This window comes from Pseudomonas sp. ABFPK (assembly GCF_001586765.1).
Taxonomy (GTDB): Bacteria; Pseudomonadota; Gammaproteobacteria; order Pseudomonadales; family Pseudomonadaceae; genus Aquipseudomonas; species Aquipseudomonas asiatica.
Map to the genome: position 1 here is coordinate 78,952 of NZ_LQXW01000012.1, position 20,479 is coordinate 99,430.

General features: G+C 66.9%; 6 protein-coding genes. 3 read left to right on the forward strand and 3 right to left on the reverse strand.

The genetic code is table 11. The features are described 5' to 3' along the window. Positions 1-42 precede the first annotated feature (42 nt). The gene (locus WM94_RS09630; RefSeq protein WP_061551060.1) at positions 43-12,996 is read left to right on the forward strand and encodes a non-ribosomal peptide synthetase; all 12,954 of its coding nucleotides are present in this window, start codon (positions 43-45) and stop codon (positions 12,994-12,996) included. 248 nt (positions 12,997-13,244) lie between these two features. Here the strand turns inward: WM94_RS09630 and dsbG are convergent, their stop codons facing one another. From dsbG to dsbD, 3 genes are read right to left on the reverse strand one after another with little or no spacing between them, the layout of a single operon-like run. After that, the gene (gene dsbG, locus WM94_RS09635; RefSeq protein ID WP_061551061.1) at positions 13,245-14,003 is read right to left on the reverse strand and encodes a thiol:disulfide interchange protein DsbG; all 759 of its coding nucleotides are present in this window, start codon (positions 14,001-14,003) and stop codon (positions 13,245-13,247) included. 1 nt (position 14,004) lies between these two features. Beyond that, the gene (locus WM94_RS09640) at positions 14,005-14,841 is read right to left on the reverse strand and encodes a TlpA disulfide reductase family protein (protein WP_061551062.1); all 837 of its coding nucleotides are present in this window, start codon (positions 14,839-14,841) and stop codon (positions 14,005-14,007) included. Further along, the gene (dsbD, locus tag WM94_RS09645; protein ID WP_061551063.1) at positions 14,841-16,556 is read right to left on the reverse strand and encodes a protein-disulfide reductase DsbD; all 1,716 of its coding nucleotides are present in this window, start codon (positions 16,554-16,556) and stop codon (positions 14,841-14,843) included. Before dsbD ends, WM94_RS09640 begins: the two co-directional genes overlap by 1 nt. A 560-nt stretch (positions 16,557-17,116) precedes the next feature. Here dsbD and WM94_RS09650 point away from each other — a divergent pair. Next, the gene (locus WM94_RS09650; RefSeq protein WP_061551064.1) at positions 17,117-19,948 is read left to right on the forward strand and encodes a xanthine dehydrogenase family protein molybdopterin-binding subunit; all 2,832 of its coding nucleotides are present in this window, start codon (positions 17,117-17,119) and stop codon (positions 19,946-19,948) included. After that, on the forward strand, positions 19,941-20,477 hold the full coding sequence (locus tag WM94_RS09655) for a (2Fe-2S)-binding protein (protein WP_061551065.1): 537 nt from the start codon (positions 19,941-19,943) through the stop codon (positions 20,475-20,477). Before WM94_RS09650 ends, WM94_RS09655 begins: the two co-directional genes overlap by 8 nt. The last annotated feature ends 2 nt before the right edge of the window (positions 20,478-20,479 follow it).

Below are 20,479 nucleotides of genomic sequence, written 5' to 3' on the forward strand. Positions count from 1 at the left end.
AGCAGCCGGCCCGACCCAACCAGACACTGGCAGGAACACCCCATGACGGACGCCTTCGAACTCCCGCTCTCGCTGGTCCAGGCCCTGGCGCAGCGCGCCGTGCAGACCCCGGACAAAGTCGCCTTGCGCTTTCTGGCCGACGCTCCCGGCGAGCAGGCCGTGCTCAGCTACCGGGACCTCGACCAGCGCGCACGCACCATCGCTGCTGCCTTGCAAAGCCGGGCCGGTTTCGGCGACCGCGCAGTGCTGTTGTTCCCCAGCGGGCCAGACTATGTGGCGGCATTCTTCGGCTGCCTGTATGCCGGTGTGATTGCGGTGCCGGCCTACCCGCCGGAGTCCGCGCGCCAGCACCACCAGCAGCGCTTGCTGTCGATCATCGACGACGCCGAGCCGCGCCTGCTGCTGACCGTCGCGGCCCTGCACGACAGCCTGCAGGGCCTGGAAGCCCTGACAGCGGCCAACGCCCCCGAACTGCTGGCGGTGGATGGCCTGGACCCGGCACTGGCTGCAAACTGGCGCGAACCCGCGCTCAAGGGTGATGACATCGCCTTCCTGCAATACACCTCCGGTTCCACAGCACTGCCGAAGGGCGTGCAGGTCAGCCATGGCAACCTGGTGGCCAACGAACAACTGATCCGCCAAGGCTTTGGCATCGACCTCAATCCCGACGACGTGATCGTCAGCTGGCTGCCGCTGTACCACGACATGGGCCTGATCGGCGGCCTGCTGCAGCCGATCTTCAGCGGCGTGCCCTGTGTGCTGATGTCGCCGGGCTACTTCCTGGCCCGGCCGCTGCGCTGGTTGCAGGCCATCAGCGAATACGGCGGCACCATCAGCGGCGGCCCCGACTTTGCCTACCGGTTGTGCAGCGAGCGGGTCAGCGAGGCCTCCCTGGCGGGGCTCGACCTCAGCCGCTGGCGGGTGGCCTATTCTGGCTCCGAGCCGATCCGCCAGGACAGCCTGGCGGCCTTTGCCGACAAGTTCCAGGCCTGCGGCTTCGACCCGCAGAGCTTCTTCGCCAGCTACGGCCTGGCCGAGGCGACCCTGTTCGTCAGCGGTAGTCGCCGTGGCCAGGGCATCGCCGCGCTGGAGCTGGACGCCGGAGCCTTCGCCGCCAACCGTGCGGAGCCAGGCAAGGGCAGTGTGCTGATGAGCTGTGGCTACCCGCAGCCCGGGCATGCCGTGCGCATTGTCGAACCACAACGCCTGCAGGTGCTGGGCGACAACCAGGTGGGCGAGATCTGGGCCGCCGGCCCGAGCATCGCCCTGGGCTACTGGCGCAACCCCGAGGCCAGCGCCCGCACCTTCGTCGAGATGGGCGGCCAGACCTGGCTGCGTACCGGCGACCTGGGCTTCATGCGCGAAGGGGAAGTGTTCGTCACCGGTCGCCTGAAGGACATGCTGATCGTGCGCGGGCAGAACCTGTACCCGCAGGACCTGGAAAAGACCCTCGAGCGCGAAGTGGAGGTGCTGCGCAAAGGCCGGGTGGCAGTGTTCGCCGTCGAGCAGCAAGGCGAGGAGGGTATTGGCGTGGCGGTGGAAATCAGCCGCAACGTGCAGAAGGCGATCAAGCCCCAGGAGCTGATCAAGACCCTGCGCCAGGTGATTGCCGACGCCTGCCGCCAGGCCCCGGCCGTGGTCCTGCTGCTGAACCCGGGGGCGCTGCCCAAGACCTCCAGCGGCAAGCTGCAGCGTTCGGCCTGCCGCGTGCGCATGGACGATGGCAGTCTGGACTGCTATGCCCGCTTCCCTGAGGTGGGCGAGCCCGTCGCCACGGATGCCGCCGGCAATGAACTGCAGGCGCGCATCGCCGATGTGTGGCGCGACATCCTCAAGGTCGAGGCGGTGGCGGCAGACGACCACTTCCTGCTGCTGGGCGGCAACTCCATCGCCGCCACCCACGCCACCGCACGCCTGGCCGATGAACTGGGCATTGAGCTGGGCCTGCGCACCCTGTTCGAAGCGCCGATACTGGCTGACTACGCCAAGGCCGTGGCCGCGATCATCGCCGAAGGCGGTGGCCGGGTCGGTGCCATCGCTACACTGGAACGCACCCAGGCGCTGCCCCAGTCGCTGGCGCAAAACCGCCTGTGGTTGCTGTGGCAGTTGGACCCGCAATCGGCGGCCTACAACATTCCGGCCGGCCTGCAGTTGCGCGGTGAGCTGGACGAAAACGCCCTGGAAACAGCCTTCCAGGCGCTGGTGGCGCGCCATGAATCGCTGCGCACCCTGTTTGCCGAAGAGAACGGCCAGGCCCTGCAGCGCATCCAGGCGCAGCAGCCGTTCGACCTTCGGCGCCTGGACCTCGAAGGCCAGGCCGCCGAACAGGTCGCCGCCCAACGTGAAACCGAAGCTCGCCAGCCGTTCGATCTGACCCGGGGGCCGTTGCTGCGGGTGACCCTGGCGCGCCTGGACGATGAGCACCATCAACTGTGGGTGACCCTGCACCATATCGTCGCCGACGGCTGGTCGCTGAACATCCTGCTCGACGAATTCGCCAAACTGTACGCCGCCCACTGCCAGGGCCTCGAGGCCAACCTGGCACCGCTGACCCTGGGTTATGCCGACTACGGAAGCTGGCAGCGACAGTGGCTGGCCGCAGGCGAAGCCGAGCGCCAACTGCAGCACTGGAAGGAGCGCCTGGGGGATGAACTGCCGGTGCTCGACCTGTGTACCGACCACCCGCGCACCAGCCAGCGCGACCACCGCGCCGCTCGCTTCAACCTCAAGGTGCCGGCCAGGCTCACTGAAGCGCTCAAGGGCCTGGCCCGCGAACAGCAGGCCAGCCTGTTCATGGTACTGCTGGCCGGCTGGCAGGCGCTGTTGCACCGCTACAGTGGCCAGGCCGATATTCGTGTCGGCGTGCCCAACGCCAACCGCCCGCGCCTGGAAACCCAAGGCATGGTCGGCTTCTTCATCAACACCCAGGTGCTGCGTGCGCAGCTCGACGGCCGCCTGCCGTTCGACCAGTTGCTGGCCCAGGTGCGCCAGGCCACCCTGGATGCCCAGGCCAACCAGGACCTGCCGTTCGAGCAACTGCTCGAAGCCCTGCCCGAGGCTCGCGAGCAAGGCCTGTTCCAGGTCATGTTCAACCACCAGCAACGTGACCTGTCTGCGCTGCGCCGCCTGCCGGGCCTGCTGGCCGAAGAGCTGCCGTGGCACAGTCGCGAAGCCAAGTTCGACTTGCAGCTGCACAGTGAAGAAGACCACCAGGGCCGCCTGAGCCTGGCCTTCGACTATGCCGCCGAATTGTTCGATGCCAGTACCGTCAAGCGCCTGGCCCAGCACCTGTTGGCCCTGCTCGAGCAGGTGTGTGCCGGGCCGCAGCGGGCGCTGGGCGAGGTGCAACTGCTCGACGAGCCTGGCCGCGCGCAACTGCTGAGCTGGGGCGAGGCACCCGCTGCGCCGCCGCAACGCCTGCTGGTCGAGCAGCTCAATGAACAGGCACGCCTGACCCCGCAGCGCACCGCCCTGGTGTGGGACGGTGGCAGCCTGGATTACGCCGAGTTGCACCAGCAAGCCAACCGTCTGGCCCACTACCTGCGTGACAAAGGCGTGGGCCCAGACACTTGCGTGGCCATTGCCATCGAGCGTTCGCCGCAGCTGCTGGTGGGCCTGCTGGCCATTCTCAAGGCCGGTGGTGCCTATGTGCCGCTGGACGTCGATTACCCGGCCGAGCGCCTGGCCTACATGCTCGCCGACTGCAACGCTGGCCTGTTGCTGAGCCACAGCAGCCTGCTGGGCAAGCTGCCACAGGTGGACGGCGTCAGCGCCATCGCCCTCGACCAGCTGCACCTGGACAGCTGGCCAAGCCATGCCCCCGGGTTGCATCTGCATGGCGACAACCTGGCCTATGTGATCTATACCTCCGGCTCCACCGGCCAGCCCAAGGGCGTGGGCAATACCCACGCGGCACTGGCCGAGCGCCTGCAATGGATGCAGGCCAGCTATGTGCTGGACGACAGCGACGTGCTGATGCAGAAGGCGCCGATCAGCTTCGACGTTTCGGTGTGGGAATGCTTCTGGCCACTGGTGACCGGTTGCAAGCTGGTGCTCGCCGGCCCTGGCGAGCACCGCGACCCGCAGCGCATCGCCGCGTTGGTGCAGGCCCATGGCGTGACCACGCTGCACTTCGTGCCGCCGCTGTTGCAGGTGTTCGTCCAGGAGCCGCAGGCGGGTGCCTGCGGCAGCCTGCGCCGGCTGTTCTCCGGTGGCGAAGCGCTGTCCGCGGCACTGCGTGACCGCGTGCTGCAGGTGCTGCCACAGGTGCAGTTGCACAACCGCTATGGCCCGACCGAAACCGCCATCAACGTCACCCACTGGCACTGCCAGGCCACCGATGGCGAACGCTCGCCGATCGGCCGCCCGCTGGGCAATGTGCTGTGCCGTGTGCTGGACGACGAGCTGGAACTGACCGCCCCCGGTGTGCCGGGCGAGCTGTACCTTGGCGGTGCAGGCCTGGCCCGTGGTTACCTGGGCCGCCCGGGCCTCACCGCCGAGCGCTTCGTGCCCCAGGCTGACGGCAATGGCGAGCGCCTGTACCGCAGTGGCGACCGCGCCCGCTGGCAGGTGCAGACCGAGGCGCTGGAATACCTTGGCCGCCTAGACCAGCAGGTCAAGGTGCGTGGCTTCCGTGTCGAACCCGAGGAAGTCCAGGCCTGCCTGCTGGCGCAGCCGGGGGTCGAACAGGCGCTGGTGCTGATTCACAAGGATGCCATAGGCGCGCAACTGGTCGGCTACTACAGTGGCAGCGCCCAGCCTGATGCATTGCTGACGGTGCTGGCGGAACAACTACCGGCCTACATGGTGCCGGCACAGCTCATCCCGCTGGCGCAGATGCCACTAGGCCCCAGCGGCAAGGTCGACCGCAAGGCATTGCCCGCCCCGGTGTGGCAGCAGCGGCAACACGTCGAGCCGCAAACCGAGTTGCAGCAGCAGGTCGCCGCCATCTGGCGCGAGGTGCTGAACCTGCCGCGCATCGGCTTGCAGGATGACTTCTTCGCCCTCGGCGGCCATTCGCTGCTGGCCACTCAAATTGTCTCGCGCACGCGTCAGGCTTGCGATGTCGAGCTGCCGCTCAAGGCCCTGTTCGACGCCAGCGAGCTGGGCGCCTTCTGTGCCGAGATCACGCGTATTCGTGCTGCCGGTGAGCGCAACCTGCAAGGCGCAATCACCCGCGTCGACCGCCGCCAGGCGGTGCCGCTGTCGTATTCGCAGCAGCGCATGTGGTTCCTCTGGCAAATGGAGCCGGGCAGCCCGGCGTACAACGTCGGCGGCATGGCGCGCTTGCGCGGCACCCTGCATGTGGATGCCTTCGAGCGAGCGTTGCAGGCGCTGGTGGTGCGCCACGAAACCCTGCGCTCCACTTTCCCCAGCATCGATGGCGTGCCGTATCAGTGCGTGGCCGAAGACAGCAGCCTGCACCTCGACTGGCAAGACTTCAGCGCCTTGGCCGCAGATGCCCGCCAACAACACCTGCAGCAACTGGCCGACGACCAGGCGCACCAGCCGTTCGACCTGGAGCGCGGCCCGCTGCTGCGTGCCTGCCTGGTCAAAGCCGAAGAGCGCGAGCATTTCTTCGTGCTGACCCTGCACCATATCGTCACCGAGGGCTGGGCCATGGACATCTTTGCCCGCGAACTGGGCGAGCTGTACGAGGCGTTCGTCGATGACCGCGAATCGCCGCTGGCGCCGCTGCCGGTGCAGTACCTGGACTACAGCGTGTGGCAACGGCAATGGCTGGAAAGCGGCGAGGGCGCCCGCCAGCTGGCCTACTGGCAGGCCCGCCTGGGCGATGAGCACCCGGTGCTGGCGTTGCCTGCCGACCGCCCGCGCCCGGCAGTGCAAAGCCACCGTGGCGAGCTGTACCGCTTCGAACTCGACCCGGCGCTGGTTGCCCGCGTGCATGCCTTCAACAGCCAGCGCGGCCTGACCCTGTTCATGACCATGACTGCCACCCTGGCCGCCTTGCTGCATCGCTACAGCGGCCAACGTGACCTGCGCATTGGCGCGCCGGTGGCCAACCGCATCCGCCCGGAAAGCGAAGGGCTGATTGGCGCGTTCCTCAACACCCAGGTGCTGCGTTGCGAGCTGGACGGCCAGATGAGCGCCGCGCAGTTGCTGGAGCAGGTACGCCAGGTTGCCATCGAAGGCCAGTCGCACCAGGACCTGCCGTTCGACCAGCTGGTGGAAGCCCTGCAACCACCGCGCAGCAGCGCCTACAACCCGCTGTTCCAGGTGATGTGCAACGTTCAGCGCTGGGCCTTCCAGCAAAGCCGCCAGCTTGCCGGCATGCAGGTGGATTACCTGGTCAACGACGCCAGCGCCACCAAGTTCGACCTGTACCTGGAGGTGACCGACCTCGACGGCCGCCTGGGTTGCTGTCTGACCTATAGCCGTGACCTGTTCGACGAACCACGCATCGCACGCATGGCCGAGCACTGGCAGCAATTGCTGGTGGGCCTGCTCGACAACCCGCAACAGCGCCTGTGCGAGCTGCCGATGCTGAGCAGCGCCGAGCAGCAGGTGCTGGCTGGCCAGTTGCAGGGCGAGCAGGGTCTCGCACTCGACCAGACCGTGCATGGCCTGTTCGCCGCCCAGGCTGCGCGTACGCCACACGCTGGCGCGTTGAGCTTCGCCGGCCGGCACATGACCTATGCCGAACTCGACCAGCGGGCCAACCGCCTGGCCCGCGCCCTGCGCGAGCGTGGCGTCGGCCCGCAGGTGCGTGTGGGCTTGGCGCTGGAGCGTTCGCTGGAAATGGTCGTCGGCCTGCTGGCCATCCTCAAGGCCGGTGGCGCCTATGTGCCGCTCGACCCCGAATACCCGCTCGACCGCCTGCGCTACATGATTGAAGACAGCCGCATCGGCGTGCTGCTCAGCCAGCGCGCGCTGCTGCAAACCCTCGGGCAGTTGCCCGAAGGCGTGGCGCACTGGAGCCTGGAGGACGACAGCGCCAGCCTGTCGGCCTACAGCGATGCGCCGCTGGGCAACCTCAACCTGCCGCAGCACCAGGCCTACCTGATCTACACCTCCGGTTCCACCGGCAAGCCCAAGGGCGTGGTAGTCAGCCACGGCGAGTTCGCCATGCATTGCCAGGCGGTGATCGAAGCGTTCGGCATGCGCAGCGATGACTGCGAGCTGCACTTCTATTCGATCAATTTCGACGCCGCCAGCGAACGCCTGTGGGTGCCGCTGCTGTGTGGCGCCCGCGTGGTGCTGCGCGCCCAGGGGCAGTGGGGCGCCGAAGACATCTGCCAGCTGGTGCGCGAGCAGCAGGTGAGCATCCTCGGCTTCACGCCCAGCTACGGCAGCCAGTTGGCCCAGTACCTGGCCGGGCAGGGCGAGCAGTTGCCAGTGCGCCTGGTCATTACCGGTGGTGAAGCGCTGACCGGCGAACACCTGCAGCGCATCCGCCAGGCCTTCGCGCCGCAGCAGTTCTTCAACGCCTACGGGCCGACCGAAACCGTGGTCATGCCGCTGGCCTGCCTGGCACCACAGACACTGCCGGCGGAGCTGGGCAGCGTGCCGATCGGCCGTGTCATCGGTAGCCGCACGGCCTACATCCTCGACGAAGACCTTGCCCTGTTGCCGCAAGGCGGTGTTGGCGAGCTGTATGTCGGCGGTGCCGGCCTGGCCCAGGGTTACCACGACCGCCCGGGCCTAAGCGCCGAGCGCTTCGTCGCCGACCCGTTCGGCAGCGAAGGCGGGCGCCTGTATCGCACCGGTGACCTGGTGCGCCTGGGCAGCGATGGCCTGGTCGAGTACGTCGGCCGCGCCGACCAGCAGGTGAAGATTCGCGGTTTCCGTATCGAGCTGGGCGAAATCGAAAGCCGCCTGCAGGCGCATGCCGATGTCGACGAAGCTGTGGTGCTGGCCCTCGACCTGCCAGGTGGCAAGCAACTGGTGGGTTACCTGGTGTGCGGGCAAGCCGCTGCCGACAGCGAGGCCCAGGGCATGCTGCGCGACGCGGTGAAAGCCGATGCCCGCAAGCACTTGCCGGACTACATGGTGCCGGCGCACCTGGTGCTGCTCGACAGCCTGCCGCTGATGGGCAACGGCAAGCTCGACCGCCGTGCGCTGCCGCTGCCGAACCTGGAACAGGCACGCCAGCAGTACCAGGCGCCTGGCAACGAGGTGGAAGCGCAACTGGCGCAGATCTGGCGCGACGTGCTCAACATTGCCCGGATCGGCGTGCAGGACAACTTCTTCGAACTGGGCGGCGACTCGATCCTGTCGATCCAGGTAGTCAGCCGGGCCCGTCAGGCCGGCTTGCAGTTCACCCCGCGCGACCTGTTCCAGCATCAGACCATCCAGACCCTGGCCGCCATCGTTCAGCGCAGCGAAGCCGCCAGCAGCATCGAACAGGGCCTGCGCCAGGGCCAGGCCGGCCTCACGCCGATCCAGCACTGGTTCTTCGACAGTGAAGTGCCACAGCCGCAGCACTGGAACCAGGCTGTTCTGCTGGAGCCACGCAAGCCGCTGGATGAGGGGGTACTGGAGCGAGCCCTGGCCGGCCTGGTGCAGCACCACGACAGCCTGCGCCTGCGCTTCAGTCAGGCCCAGGGCCGCTGGCAGGCCGAATATGCTTCGCTTGCCACCGGGCAATTGCTGTGGACAGCCACGGTCGCCGACTTCGCCGATTGCCAACCGCTGTACACCGACCTGCAACGCAGCCTCGACCTGGAACAGGGCCCACTGTTGCGCGCCTTGCTGGTAAATGACGGCCAGGGCGGCCAGCGCCTGTTGCTGGCTATCCATCACTTGGTGGTCGATGGCGTGTCGTGGCGCGTGCTGCTGGAAGACCTGCAGGCGCTGTACCGTGGCCAGCCGCTGCTGGCCAAGACCCACGCCATGGGCGACTGGGCCGCACGCCTGGCCAGCTATGCCGGCAGCGATTCGCTGCGCGACGAGCTGGGCTGGTGGCAAGGCCAGTTGGGCGGCGTGCGCCGCGAACTGCCATGCGATCACCCGCAGGGCGGCAACCTGCACTGCCATGCCCGTACCCTGGCCATCGGCCTGGATGTGGAGCAGACCCGGCAGTTGCTGCAGCAGGCCCCGGCGGCCTATCACACCCAGGTCAACGACCTGCTGCTGACCGCGCTGGCGCGTGCCCTGTGCCGCTGGAGCGGCGACGAAGAAGTGCTGGTACAGCTTGAAGGCCATGGCCGTGACGGGCTGTTCGAAGACATGGACCTGACCCGCAGCGTCGGCTGGTTCACCAACGCCTACCCGCTGAGCCTGCGCCCGCTGCCAGGCGAGGACGATGCAGCGCGGGCAGGCTCGATCAAGCGCATCAAGGAGCAACTGCGCCAGGTGCCGCACAAAGGGCTGGGTTATGGCGTGCTGCGCTACCTGGCCGATACGGCAGTGCGTGAGCAGATGGCGGCCCTGCCGCAGGCACGCATCACCTTCAACTACCTGGGCCAGTTCGACCAGCAGTTCGACAGCACAGCCCTGTTCCAGCCGCTGGACGCCCCGGCCGGCCTGGCCCACGACCTCGATGCGCCGCTGCCCAACTGGCTGAGTGTCGATGGCCAGGTGTATGGCGGTGCCCTGCAACTGCGCTGGACCTTCAGTGCCGAACGCTACGACGAGCGGACCATCGCCTGCCTGGCCGAGGCCTATCGTCAGGAGCTGCTGGCGCTGGTCGAGCATTGCCTGGCTGATGGCAACGGCAGTTTCACGCCATCGGACTTCCCGCTGGCGCACCTGACCCAGGCGCAGATCGACGCGCTGCCGGTACCGGCAGCGCAGATCGAGGATGTCTATCCCCTGACGCCGATGCAGGAGGGCATGTTGCTGCACACCCTGCTGGAGCCGGGTACTGGCCTTTACTACATGCAGGACCGCTACCGCATCAACAGCGCGCTCGACCCCGAACGCTTCGCCCAGGCGTGGCAGGCGGTGGTGGCACGCCACGAGGCGCTACGCGCATCGTTCAGCTGGAACACCGGCGAGGCGATGCTGCAGATCATCCACAAACCGGGCAACATGCCGGTGGACTATCAGGACTGGCGTGGCCTTGACGACGACGCCCAGGAGCAGCGCCTGCAGGCCCTGCACAAGCAGGAACGCGAGGCTGGTTTCGCCCTGCTCAGCGAGGCGCCGTTCCACCTGCGCCTGGTGCGTGTGGCCGACGAGCGCTACTGGTTCATGATGAGCAACCACCACATCCTCATCGATGCCTGGTGCCGTTCGCTGCTGATGAACGATTTCTTCGAGATCTACCAGGCCCTCGGCGAGGGGCGCCAGGCCCGCTTGCCGGTGCCACCGCGCTACCGCGACTACATCGGCTGGCTGCAACGCCAGGGCCTGGACGACGCGCGAGCCTGGTGGCAGGCCAACCTGGCCGGCTTCGAACGCGCTACCACCATCCCCAGCGACCGCCCGCTGCGCCACGACCATGCCGGTAGCGGCATGATCGTCGGCGACTGTTACACCCGCCTGGCGGTGAGCGACGGTGTGCGCCTGCGCGAACTGGCCCAGGCCCACCAGCTCACCGTCAACACCTTCGCCCAGGCGGCCTGGGCACTGGTGCTGGCGCGCTACAGTGGCGACCGCGACGTGGCCTTTGGTGTGACCGTGGCCGGGCGCCCGGTGAGCATGCCGCAGATGCAGCGTACCGTCGGCCTGTTCATCAACAGCGTCGCCCTGCGCGTGCAATTGCCTGTGGCGGGTGAGCGCTGCAGTGTGCGGCAGTGGTTGCAAGGCCTGTTGGAGCACAACATGGAGCTGCGGGAGTATGAATACCTGCCGCTGGTGGCCATCCAGGAATGCAGCGAACTGCCCAAGGGCCAGCCGCTGTTCGACAGCCTGTTCGTGTTCGAGAACGCGCCGGTGGAAACCGCCGTGCTCGACCACGCCCAGCACCTGAATGCCAGCTCCGACTCGGGCCGTACCCACACCAACTTCCCGCTGACCGCAGTGTGCTACCCGGGCGATGACCTTGGCCTGCACCTGTCGTTCGACCAGCGCTATTTCGACTACCCGACCGTCGAGCGCCTGCTGGCCGAGTTCAAGCGCCTGCTGCTGGCGCTGGTGCAAGGCTTTGAAGGGGAGATGAGCGCACTGCCGTTGCTGGGTGCGGAAGAGCAGCGCTTCCTGCTGGAAGACTGCAACCGCACCGCGCGCGCCTATCCGTTGGAACAGAGTTACATCGCGCAGTTCGAGGCGCAGGTGGCCGTGCATCCGCAACGTACCGTGGCCCGCTGCCTGGACGCGTCCTACGACTACGCCGGCTTGAACCTGGCGGCCAACCGTCTGGGCCATGCCTTGATCGCGGCGGGTGTGAACGTGGACCAGCCGGTGGCACTGCTGGCCGAGCGTGGGCTACCGCTGCTGGGCATGATCGTCGGCAGCTTCAAGGCCGGCGCCGGCTACCTGCCACTGGACCCGGGCCTGCCGGCGGCGCGCCTGCAAAGCATCATCCAGCTCAGCCGTACACCCGTGCTGGTGTGCAGCGCGGCCTGTGCCGGGCAAGGGCGGCAGTTGCTGGACCAGCTTGCGTTGGCGGCACGGCCGCAGCTGCTGGTCTGGGAAGACATCCAGGCCAGCCCAGTGGCCAGCCACAACCCCGGCATTCACAGCGGGCCGGATAACCTCGCCTATGTGATCTACACCTCAGGCTCCACCGGCCTGCCGAAGGGGGTGATGGTCGAGCAGCGCGGCATGCTCAACAACCAGCTGAGCAAGGTGCCGTACCTGGCGCTCGGCGAGCAGGACGTGATCGCCCAGACGGCCTCGCAGAGCTTCGACATTTCGGTGTGGCAGTTCCTTGCCGCGCCGCTGTTCGGCGCCAGGGTGGAGATCGTGCCGAACGCCATCGCCCATGACCCGCAGGGCCTGCTGGCGCATGTGCAGGCCACCGGCATCAGCGTGCTGGAGAGCGTGCCGTCGCTGATCCAGGGCATGCTGGCCAACGACCACCAGGCCCTCGATGGCCTGCGCTGGATGCTGCCGACCGGCGAAGCCATGCCACCGGAGCTGGCGGCGCAGTGGCTGCAGCGTTACCCGCGGATCGGCCTGGTCAACGCCTACGGCCCGGCGGAGTGCTCCGATGACGTGGCGTTCTTCCGCGTCGATGCCGCCTCGACCCGTGGCAGCTACCTGCCGATCGGCACGCCGACCGACAACAACCGCCTGTACCTGTTCGGCGAGGACCAGGCGCTGGTGCCACTGGGTGCGACAGGTGAGCTGTGCGTGGCCGGCACCGGCGTGGGCCGTGGCTATGTCGGCGACCCGGTGCGCACGGCGCTGGCGTTCATTCCCCATCCTCATGGTGCGCCGGGCGAACGCCTGTATCGCACTGGCGACCTGGCGCGGCAGCGCCCGGACGGGGTGCTGGAGTATGTCGGGCGCATCGACCATCAGGTGAAGATTCGCGGCTACCGCATCGAACTGGGCGAAATCGAAGCCCGCCTGCACGAACAGCCAGAGATCCGCGACGCTGCCGTTGGCGTGCAGGAGGGCGTCAATGGCAAGCACCTGGTGGGTTACCTGGTGGCGCATCAGGGCGTTGCAGCCGACGCTGCGTTGCTGGAACAGATCAAGCAGCCCCTGCGTGCCGAGTTGCCGGAGTACATGGTGCCACAGCACTGGGGCTGGTTCGACAGCCTGCCGCACAACGCCAACGGCAAGCTCGACCGCAAGGCCCTGCCGGCCATCGACGTCGGTGGCCAGCACAGCCAGGCCTACCAGGCGCCGCGCAATGAGCTGGAAGAGGTACTGGCCGGTATCTGGGCGGATGTGCTCAAGGCCGAGCGGGTCGGGGTACACGACAACTTCTTCGAGCTGGGCGGGCATTCGCTGCTGGCCACGCAAATCGCCTCGCGGGTGCAGAAGCAGCTGCAACTGAACGTGCCGCTGCGAGCGATGTTCGAGTGCAGCACGGTGGAGGAGCTGGCGGTGTATGTGCAGGGGCTGCAGGGCAGTGTGCTGGATGACGACAAGGTCGACCGGCTCAGTGACCTGATGGCCGAGCTGGAGGGGTTGTGACCTGAGCAGGTGCACAAACGTTGAAATTGCTGGGGCCGCTATGCGGTCCTTTCGCGACACAAGGCCGCTCCTACAGGTGCGGCGTTGTTCTCGAGGTTTGGCGCAGTACCTGTGGGAGCGGGCATGCCCGCGAAAACCGGCGCAGCCGGTGCCATAACACCGCGTTGAGTTCTTCGCGGGCTTGCCCCACAGGTCCGCCACAGCCTTGTGCTACGAATGGGCTGCAAGGCAGCCCCGGCGATTTCACATCAGCGCTTGCCGAGAATCTTCCCAAGCAACTCCGGCCGCGGCGCGCCTTGCTGGCTCTGCAGGTTGCCCTGCTCATCCTGATAGAAGATCGCCGGGGTCGCCTGCAAGCCCATTTCTTCCATCAGCGCCATGTTCGCCGCCAGCTTTTGCTGCACCGCCTCCGGCACCTGCTCCAGTGCCTTCAACTTGCTGGCCTTGCCGGCCTTTTCATGTTCCTCCAGTGCCTTGGCCGGGTCTTTCGCCGCCAGCAGCGCCGCCGACTTGCCCGGGCTGTCCTCGCGGATGATGCCGACCATGATATGGCGCAACTGCACCTTGCCCGACTCCACCCATGGCCGCGCCTGTTCCCAGAACATGTTGCAGTACGGGCAGTTGGGGTCGCTGAACAGGTACACCTTGCGCGGTGCATCGTCCTTGCCGTCGGCGATCCAGGAGGTTTTCTCCATCTTCGCCCAGATTTCCTTGCTCATCGGCGCATACACCAGCTTTTTCAGCGGCTCGGCACTGAGGTCGTTGCCCTGTTCGTCGAACAGGCTGCCGACCAGTACATGCTTGCCGTCAGGGGTGAGGTACAGCGCCAGGCCGTTGTTCTGGTACTCGGCGGCATACCCGCGCAGGCCGTTGGGGGCGTCGAAGCTGCCTTTGATCACGGCGCCCTTGGCTTGTAGTTGCGCAATCGCCTTGGGCAGCTCTTCGGCCTGCAGGGTGGGGGCAGCCAGCAGGGCCAGGGACAGGGGCAGCAGTGCAGTCAGTCGCATGTCAGTTTCCTTGTGCGGCAGGGGCGGGCGCGGTGGCCCGGTCGAAAGGCTCCAGGGCGTGGCGCAGGCTGGCTCGGGACAGCTCGCCCAGATGGCTGCCGACCAGGCGCCCGTCGGCGTCGTAGAACAGGGTGGTGGGCAGGGCCATGGAGCCAACGCGCTGGGCCAGCAGACCGGTGCCGTCGAACAGCACGTGGGTCAGGCTCAGGCCGGTGGTGGCGAGGAAGGTGCTGACGTTTTCCGGGGTCTCGCCCTGGTTGACGAACAGGAAGGTCACGTGCGGGTAAGCGCTTTGCGCCTGTTGCAGCACCGGCATTTCGCGTCGGCAGGGTGGGCACCAGGTGGCCCAGATGTTGATGACCAGCGGTTTGCCGCGGTAGCTGTGCAACGCCACGGATTGGCCGTTGGCCTTGCGCAGGCTCAAATCGGGCAGTTCGGTGCCCTTGCTGTACAGGTGGCCCCCTAGGCTGGCCAGGCCCCAGAACAGCGCACCGCTGAACAGCGCCCAGCCCAGCGGGCGGCGCAGGCCCGGATGGCGCCAGCCCTGCCACAGGGCGCCGAGCACGATGCCGGCAAGGCCCGACCAGAACAGGAAGCCGCCATCACGGATATCGATGATCTGCAGCAGATCGTCCTGGTACATCGTCCAATAGGCCAGCACGAAGCCGGCGCGTGCGCACAGCAGGCCGATCAGGAACAGGTTGAACAGTGCCGATTCCGGGCTCTCGCCGCCACGCCGGGCGACCCACCAGCCGACCATGCTGGCGATCACCAGGGCGGTGAGCATCAGCAGGTGGTTGAGGGCCATGGTCAGTGGCCCGAGGGTTACGGTCAGCATCAGCCTTGGCTCCTGGTCTGGGTCCAGTGTTGCAGGAAGGCGGCTGCATCCACCTCACCAGTGATGCGCCGCGCGCGGCGTTCGTCGCCTTCCGGGCCGACCCAGATGATGCTGGGCGGGCCGGGTACCTGGTAGCGCTGCAGCAAGGCCTGGCTGGCCGGGGTGTCGGCGGTCACGTCCAGGCGCAGCAGGTGCACACCGGCCAGGCCGGCCTGCACGTCGCTGCGGGCGAACACCTGTTTCTCCATGACCTTGCACGACACGCACCAGTCGGCATAGTAGTCGAGCATCACCCACTGGCCACGGGCCTTGGCCGTATCCAGTTCGCGTTGCAGGTCTTCGGGGCGGCTGACGGTGACGAAAGCGTCCTCGATGTGCTGGCCGGTGGCCGGCGCAGCGCCGCCACCGGCGAACGGGCGCAGCGGCTGCCAGAGGTCGTCGCCACCAGCCGCCGCACCCACCAGCAGCAGGCCGCCCCACAGGGCTCCCAGCAGTGGCAAGGCGCGCAACGCCGGCAACCGCTGCAGGGCCGGCCAGGCAGCCCAGGCCAGGGCAATCAGCAAGGCGCCGCTCAGGGCCAGCAGCAATGCTGCGGGCAGCAGGCTGCGCAAGGTGTATAGCGCCATGCCCAGGAACACGAAGCCGAACACGCCCTTGACCCGGTTCATCCAGGCGCCCGGGCGGGGCAGGTAGCGGTTGCCCAGGGTTACCAGCAACAGCAGCGGCACGCCCATGCCCAGGCCGAGGCTGAACAGCACCAGCACCCCCTGCAGCACGTCGCCGCTCTGGGCGATGTACAGCAGCGCGCCGGCCAACGGCGCGGTCATGCACGGGCCCATCAGCAGGCCGGACAGCGCGCCCAGCAGCGCCGCGCCATACAGGTTGCCACCACGGGTGCCTTGCCCGGCGCGGTCGAGGCGGTCACGCACGGCGGCGGGCAGTTGCAGCTCGAAGGCGCCGAACATCGGCAGGGCCAGCAGCACGAACAGCCCCGCCAGGCTGCCCAGCAGCCAGGGTTGCTGCAGCCAGGCCTGCAGGCTGGCACCCAGCAGTGCGGCGACCACGCCCAGGGCGGCATACACCAGGGCCATGCTCAGTACATAGACCCCGGCCAGTATCCAGCCGCGCCGGGCGCTGGCGCCATTGCCCAGCACCAGCCCGGCGAGGATCGGCAGCATCGGCAGCGAGCAGGGGGTAAAGGCCAGCAACAGGCCCAGGCCGAAGAACGCGAGCAGGCTCCAGGCCAGGTGGCCTTTTTGCAGGTCGCTGGCCAGGGCCTGGTCACTGGCTTGTTCGACCGCCGGCACCACACTGCCACCCAGGTCGACCAACGTGGTTTGCGGGGGGTAGCACAGGCCGGCGTCGGCACAGCCCTGCCAGCCCAGGCGCAGCTGGCCCTGGGCATCGGCCGGGAGCAGCAGTTCTAGCTGGTCGCGGTACACCGCACTGTCGCCGAAGAACTCGTCGTGGTGGTTGAGAGCGGCCGGCAGTTGCGGGTGCTGTTCGGCAGGCAGGCCGTCGAACTTCAGGCGTTTCTGATACAGGTAGTAGCCAGGCTGGATCTGGAAGAACAGGCGCATCTGGCCGTCGGCCTGGCGGTCGTGGGTAAGCACGAAGGCCTGGTTGACCGGCAGGAAGTCCGGTTTGACATCGAACGGGTTGGCCTGCAATGGGCCGGCCAGCAGTAGTGTCAGGAAGAGCAGGAGGACGCGCATGTCTTCGCCTTGGCAGTACGTTGAAAGGGGTCATGCTGGCTTGGGTCGATTAACCCAAGGTTAACTCTGGTTTTTGGTCAGGGGGGCGCATCAGGGCTTGCAGGTGTTTGCCGTGGGATTGTCTGCGCCTGGGAGATCGAGCGCCGCCCGCGCGGCGCTTCGCAGCACAAGGCTGCTCCTACATCTGTTTCGGGCCAATTATTCCTATGAGGTCTGTGCGCGAACGCTTTGGCGCATGTCTCGATATCGCGTTGTACGAACAAGGCGGTCGCGTGCACTGGCACAGGCGTTACTGGCCCGAAACAGATGTAGGAGCAGCCTTGTGCTGCGAAGCGCCGCGCGGGCGGCGCTCGGTCTCCCAAGCGCCGAAGATCCTAAGACGAACGCCTACCAGCCCCAGAGCAAATTCCGCCCCAGATCCCAGACATGTCGCGACATATTGTCGACTTGACTTTGCCTGCGCCAACACAATTGCTGTAAAGTTGACGTACAGGTCAGCTTTTCAGGCTAGTACCAGAATCAAAAAAAGGGCAGACCCCCTGCTGCCCAGAGGATCAAGCATGTCCAACCGTGATATTTCCCGGCGCGCCTTCCTGCAAGGCGGCCTGATCGCTGGTGTCGGCGTGACCATGGCGCCGCTCGGCAGCCAGGCATTCGCCGCGCTGATGGAGGAACGCGTCACCACCTCGCCGCAGAAGTGGATGAACCATGATGGCAAGGCACGTTTCCGTAACGATGCCTTGTCCAAGGTGTGCGGCGACAAAGTGTTCGCTCGCGACATCCGTGCCAAGGACATGCCCGGCTGGCCCGCACAGCAGGGCCATGCGCTGCTGCTCAAGGCGACCAAGGCCGATCGTATCTATGCCGGCCATGACCTCAGCCTGCTTGGCGCCGACCTGCAGCCGGACCGCATCGTCACCGCTGCCGACCTGGAAAAGGACGGCATCGCATGGCCCGAAGCCCACTCGCCCGACCCGCTGCTGCCGCCCGGCAAGGTGCCTATGTTCATCGGCCACCCGGTGGCGATCCTGATCTGGCACGACTTCGAGCGCTTCCGTCAGGCCAAGCGCAAGCTGCAGTTCAATGACCAGGCGATCCGCTATGGCGCCCAGGCGCCGCTGTACCAGCGCGACCCCTACGGCAGCTTCCGCTTCGTGCGCGTGGGCGGTGCCACACCGTTCGACGACGATGAATTCTCCAGCCTGAAGAATTCCATGCTGTTCCCCACCATCCTCAACCGCAAGCCGGTGTGGTCGAAGCAGCCCAACCAGCATGGCGACCTGACCGAGCAGGGCCTGTTCTACGCCAAGCGCATGGCCGAGCAACTGGACAACCCGCCAGAGGACTGGCTGGTGTTCGACGAGCGCTACAAGACGCCGTCCATCGAGCCGGCCGCCCTGGAGCCGGACAACGGCAACGGCTGGTACGACCCGGCCAGCGGCACGTTGCACTTTGTGGTCGCGACCCAGTGCCCGTTCGAAGTGGCGCAGGAATGCGTGCACATGATCAAGCCGTCGCGCTTCGCACTGAACACGCTGAACATGCACCCAGGCTATACCGTGGGCTACGGCTCGAAAGACAACAACATCTTCGTCTTTTACGCCGCCGTGGCCGCGCTGTATGGCGCCGGTGTGCCGATCCGCCTGGCCAACGACCGCTACGAGCAGTTCCAGAGCGGCATCAAGCGCCATGCCTTCGATATCCGCTACCAGTTGGCGGTGGACAAGAAGGACAACAGCTTCAAGATCTTCCGCGCCGACATGAGCTGCGACGGCGGCGGGCGTATCAACTACAGCCCGTCGGTGGCAGCGGTGGGGGCCACGGCGGCGCAGTCGATCTACTACATGCCGCAGAACGACCTGTCGGTCACTGCCTATCACTCCCGTGGCGTCGAGGCCGGCTCCATGCGCGGCTACGGCACGCTGCAGACCATGGCCGCCACCGAAATGATGGTGGATGAGGTCGCCGGGCGCCTGGGCGTCGATGCCATCGACCTGCGCCGCGCCAACGCGCTGAAGTCGGGCATGAAGAACACCCAGGGCGCGGTCCCGGCCGGCGCCCTGCGCCTGTATGAGATTCTCGACAAGGCCGCCGTGCACGACTGGTGGCGCAACCGCGACGCGCGCAAGCAGCAGATGGACGCCAAGGACCCGGACCACTGGTATGGCGTGGGCTTTGCCATCTGCCAGAAAGACTTCGGCACCGGCTCCGAAGCCCCCATGGCCAGCATCGAGTTCAGCCGCGACGGGCGCATCAGCCTGCGCCACATCGGTACCGAGCTGGGCACCGGCATGTCCACCTCCCAGGCCCTGGTTGTCAGCGATTTCCTCGGCCGCTCGGCCGACGAGGTGAAGACCGCGGTCACCGAATGGCCGGAGCTGCAGCTGACCACCAGCGGCAACCCCTACCTGATCAGCCAGCCCGAGCAGGACGCCGCGCTGCGCAACCCGCGCTGGGTCGGCAAGCTTGCTTCGCCGTCGTCGGCGACCAACTCGGCCTTCTACTTCAGCCATGCCACCCGCGAAGCGGCACGCGTGCTGTTCAACCATGGTCTGTGGCCGGCGGCCATGGCCATCTGGCGCCAGGGCCCGTACGGCGGCCAGGCCAACCCGCTGGTGGTGCGCCGCGAGAATGCGGTATGGGTCAACGGTGAGCTGACCGGCAACGGCCTGTCACCGATCCCGTTCGCCCAGCTGGCCCAAAAGGCCCATGAAATGGGCCTGGTCACCGGCGTCAGCGTGCACGGCTTCAACCGCTGGAGCTGGGCCGAGGCCGACTTCGTCATCGATGGCGTGCGCGAACGCTTCCCGCTCGACGCGGTGGCAGTCAAATACGGCGATGGCGCGGTGAGCGCCAAGAAGGCGCAGATGAGCAGCCACGGCTACCACCTGCTCGACCGGCAGAACGCCGCCTACCCCGACACCCAGCTGAACAACGCCATGGTCACCTACTACAGCCCGGTGGCGACCATTGTCGAAGTCAAGGTGAACAAAGGCACTCACGAAGTGCAGGTGCTCAACCACCACAGCTGGGTCGAGTGCGGCCGGGTGCTGGTGCCGGAACTGGTCAAGGGCCAGCTCGAGGGCGGTATCGCCATGGGCATCGGCCATGCCTTGACCGAAGAAATGCCGTTGTACGAGGGCGGGCCCGGGGAGGGCGACTGGAACTTCAACCGCTACCGCCTGCCGCATGCGCGCGACGTGGCGGTGTGGCAACAGACCAGCGAAATCCTCCCGCCGCTGTCACCGACCGACCCGTCCAAGGGCATCGCCGAGGTGGTGATGATCCCGGTCGTGGGGGCCATCGGCAATGCTGTCGCGCATGCCATCGGCAAGCGCGTTCGCGATCTCCCCATCACCCCAGCCCGTATCAAGGAGGCCCTCAATGGCTAACCGTCCACTGCAACTGACCCTCAATGGTCAACCGGTCGGCCCGGTCGAGGTCCCCGACGACCTGGCGATGATCGACTACCTGCACGAACACCAGAACCTCACCGGCTCGCGCCTGGGCTGCGGCCAGGGCATCTGCCACGCCTGCGTGGTGATCGTCGACAACCCCGACGGCACCAGCGAGGAGGTGCGTACCTGCATTGCCGGCGCGCATTACTTCGAGGGCAAGAAGGTCCGCACCATCGAGGGCCATGCCAGACAGGACGAGGCCGGCAACCTCACGCTGAACCCGATCCAGCAGAAGTTCGTCGACCTGTTCGCCTTCCAGTGCAGCTACTGCGCGCCGGGCTTCGTCAATGCCGCCACGGTGCTGGTGGAAACCGCCCAGCGCCAGCCGTTGAAGAAGAGCGAGGTGGAAGACCGCATCGAGGCGAGCCTGGGCCACCACATCTGCCGTTGCACCGGCTACGTGCGTTACTACGACGCCACCCGCACGGTGCTCAACGACCTCGGCCTGGTCAAGGAGGGTTGAGC

Excerpts from the sequence above, each read along its gene's own strand:
- WM94_RS09630 (WP_061551060.1), top strand. The coding sequence starts at position 43 with ATGACGGACGCCTTCGAACTCCCGCTCTCGCTGGTCCAGGCCCTGGCG.
- dsbG (WP_061551061.1), bottom strand. The coding sequence starts at position 14,003 with ATGCGACTGACTGCACTGCTGCCCCTGTCCCTGGCCCTGCTGGCTGCC.
- WM94_RS09640 (WP_061551062.1), bottom strand. The coding sequence starts at position 14,841 with ATGCTGACCGTAACCCTCGGGCCACTGACCATGGCCCTCAACCACCTG.
- dsbD (WP_061551063.1), bottom strand. The coding sequence starts at position 16,556 with ATGCGCGTCCTCCTGCTCTTCCTGACACTACTGCTGGCCGGCCCATTG.
- WM94_RS09650 (WP_061551064.1), top strand. The coding sequence starts at position 17,117 with ATGTCCAACCGTGATATTTCCCGGCGCGCCTTCCTGCAAGGCGGCCTG.
- WM94_RS09655 (WP_061551065.1), top strand. The coding sequence starts at position 19,941 with ATGGCTAACCGTCCACTGCAACTGACCCTCAATGGTCAACCGGTCGGC.